Below are 3,197 nucleotides of genomic sequence, written 5' to 3' on the forward strand. Positions count from 1 at the left end.
TTACCTAACTAATTGTGTACTCTCTCTCTCTCTCTCTCTCTCTCTCTCTCAGAGCAGACGTAAATAAATCTTTTTTCTTCTTTTATCGTACGCGCGCGAGGAGCACCGTATAACTCCATGTAGGCAAAGAACTTATAGTAAGTTTTCTTTGTCTTTTTTGTGTTTGTAATCATTAACGAAGTAAGCCAATATAAAAGATTAAATTAACCTGTTCTGTAGATTTGAATACACGTCTATAGCTCGTGGTAATTAACTTTGATTTTATAACCATTAAATAAGAAATTAAGTGAAACAGAAGAAACGTGTGTATGAATCTCCTTCTATTGAAGTTATACAATTAGTTGAGGGGAACAGTTTATGTGAGTTTTCTGGTGATCACCAATCTGCTCAAACTGGTTCAGATGCTCTTAGCGGAGGACATGCGAGTGCAGAGTCTGGCTTTGAAAGCCTCAGTGGTGGTCATGAAGATGCAGAGTCAGGCTCATCAAGTGGAAGTAGTGGCCATGCAAGTGCAGGCTTTGGTGGCGGGTTTGATTAACGCACTATGAAACAAATAGTAATTATATAGTAGTTAAAGAAATCATTTATTTAAATCATTTTATATACAACAAATTATGAGAAATTTAAAAATGGCTATTCCTGCAGCAGTAGCTTTGCTATTGTTTGCAGCATGTTCAAACGATGACATTGCTGATGGAAAGAAGGGCAATGAAAAGGCAGGTGGAAAGATAACGACTACTTTTGCTTCTGTAACAGCGCCAACATCACGAACATCAATGACTAATCATGCTTTCCACACTGGTGGAGACTTTCTTTGGGAAGATGATGACCAAATTTTCGTAAATATTTCTGGTACATATACACAGAGTACCTCAAGTGAACTTACCCCGTCAAAAGCGAGAGGTACATTCCAAGTTCCTGGTGCTCTTACTGCTTCAAGTTATCCTGTAACATATACAGGTAAGAATGCAATTTCTGGTACACAGGTAACAATCGCTGCTGTACAGAATCAGAAAGCCCCTAATAATTCAGAACACTTTGGTGAGTCTGGCGACTGTGGTGTAGCTACTGCCAACAGAGCTTCTGATGGCACATATACTTTCACTTTGCAGCACAAGGCATCTTATCTTTGCTTTATGCCTTTCTTGAGTAATGCAAGTATGTTTGAAGATCTTCGTCTTCAGAAGATTGTTGTTACATCGGATAATGATATTGCGGGAGACTATTCTTTTAGTGCTGCTGGCCTTGGAGCAAGTGCGCAGAGTAATGGTTCACGTACTATCACGCTCAATATGAAAGCTCTTGCAGGTAATAATTTAGAGAATACGGTATTCCCATTGACAAATACTTCTGCAAGTGTAGATAATTCAGCTTACATGGTCATTGCTCCAGGGCAGCATACCTTGAAAGTTGACTATTATGTAGTCGATCCTACTTCTAAAGTTACCTCTGTTACAACTAAGACAGTTACAGCTAACTTTAAGCCAAACTTGGTTTATGACTTTACAGCTGATGTCGCACCAAAGATCTATCATGATTATGGTACAATAGGGTTCTATATGTGGGGTACAAATCACGAATTCTTTGAGGGTAGACAAAGAACTGCATTTGCTAATGGTGATCATGTAGATTTCCCAAGCTCTTCTTCTGCAAGTTATTCAGATGTAACTACTCGTTATCCAGTATACTCTCCTTCTGAGAACTCTGTAAATACATTAACAGCGAATGAAGCTATGCATATAGTAAAGAATGGTGATATTCATTGGGATGATAATATTTATTGGATTGCTGATAAGCATTTGTGGAAGAATGGTGCTTGGATTTTGAGAAAGAATAAGATTCCAAATTATTCACAGTTCTCTTTCGAGGGACAGGATTATGATAGAAATGGATTGTTCACGCCAATGGACCTCCCTATATCACAAGGAAAGCCAACTTCAAATATCGGAGATTATTATTTCTTGCCAGCTTTGGGTGAGTTAGTATTAGAACGTTCTATGTTTATTGATCGCGGAAATGTGATTTATACAGCAACAAAGAACTTAAATCCACTTGATGATAATAACTATATTTTGCTTGGAATTAGAAATGGTGGTGATGCAATTGTTCAAAACATCAATCGTACAACGCGTGCATATCCGAAGTATGTCTTTGAGTAAATTGTAGTATCTGATTCAGTAATAGATTTATGTAAGTAGTTTTGTGATAGGAATTCATTATGTATATGATTAACAAACACGAAAGAAAAGTATACGTAACATTCTTAGAATTCTCTTTTCATGATACTATCTTAATAAAAACATAGTATTTACATTCGGTAATTTAATTTTCGTTTTCTTGCCTCCTAACGTTCCTGTAGCGTTCAGGGGGCAAGTTTTTGATATGTAGGTTGAGTGGTTAAAATAGAAAAGATGGACGGTAATAGATAAAGTTACTCTCCCCTTACAATATTAAATTGGTTATAGAAATCTGTTACCCCGCCAAAAGGCGTTAACCCTGTTACTTTGTCTTCTCGTACCCTGTCTACAAGCTGTTCACCTTGTTACCCTGTCTCTTCTCGTATCCTGTCTACAATCCGTTCACTTTGTTACCCTGTCTTTTCCCATACCCTGTCTAAAATCCGTTCACCTTGTTACCCTGTCTCTTCTCGTACCCTGTCTACAATCCGTTCACTTTGTTACCCTGTCTCTTGCATAACCTGCCCTCGGTTAATACCGTCTTAGCGATGGTATTCAGTCAAAACGAAGTTTCCTGTCATTCCTGTCAGCCTTGGTCTTTACTTAACTTGTTAGTACACAGTGAGGTTACACTGAATGTTAAAAGTGACAGCAAATAAGAATAAAACTTTTTCTTGTAGTAATGTGTAATAAATCCAGTCTTGCGTTGAAAGCCCTTTCGTTCCATGCTTTGAGAGAAGCGGAAGTTTTTATTTTAATTTTTCTTTGCCTTTTCTTTGTGGGATTTAATATTTATTTTTATCTTTGCACCCAGTTAAGTTAAAATTAACCAGTATTTCAAATGGAAATGATAAAGAATATTATTACGGCTATTGGATGTGACCTCCTCACAAGAGGGACACAGACATTCTGTGGCGTAATAGATTCTTTAACAAAAAAAGATAGAAAAAAGAGCGAGAATTATTTGGTAGTTCCAAATAATTGTGTACTCTCTCTCTCTCTCTCTCTCTCTCTCTCTCT

Annotated in this window: 2 protein-coding genes; both read left to right on the plus strand. The window is 37.2% G+C overall.

Translation table 11 applies throughout. The features are described 5' to 3' along the window. The first annotated feature begins 286 nt into the window (after window positions 1–286). Window positions 287–538, plus strand: coding sequence for a hypothetical protein (locus HMPREF0666_RS07170; RefSeq protein ID WP_009011719.1), 252 nt, complete (start codon window positions 287–289; stop codon window positions 536–538). A 76-nt stretch (window positions 539–614) separates the two neighbouring features. Then, complete coding sequence (locus HMPREF0666_RS07175) at window positions 615–2,159, plus strand: hypothetical protein (protein ID WP_157600259.1); 1,545 nt, start codon at window positions 615–617, stop codon at window positions 2,157–2,159. The last annotated feature ends 1,038 nt before the right edge of the window (window positions 2,160–3,197 follow it).

Origin of the sequence: Prevotella sp. C561, from assembly GCF_000224595.1 — a bacterium.
Lineage (GTDB): Bacteria > Bacteroidota > Bacteroidia > Bacteroidales > Bacteroidaceae > Prevotella > Prevotella jejuni.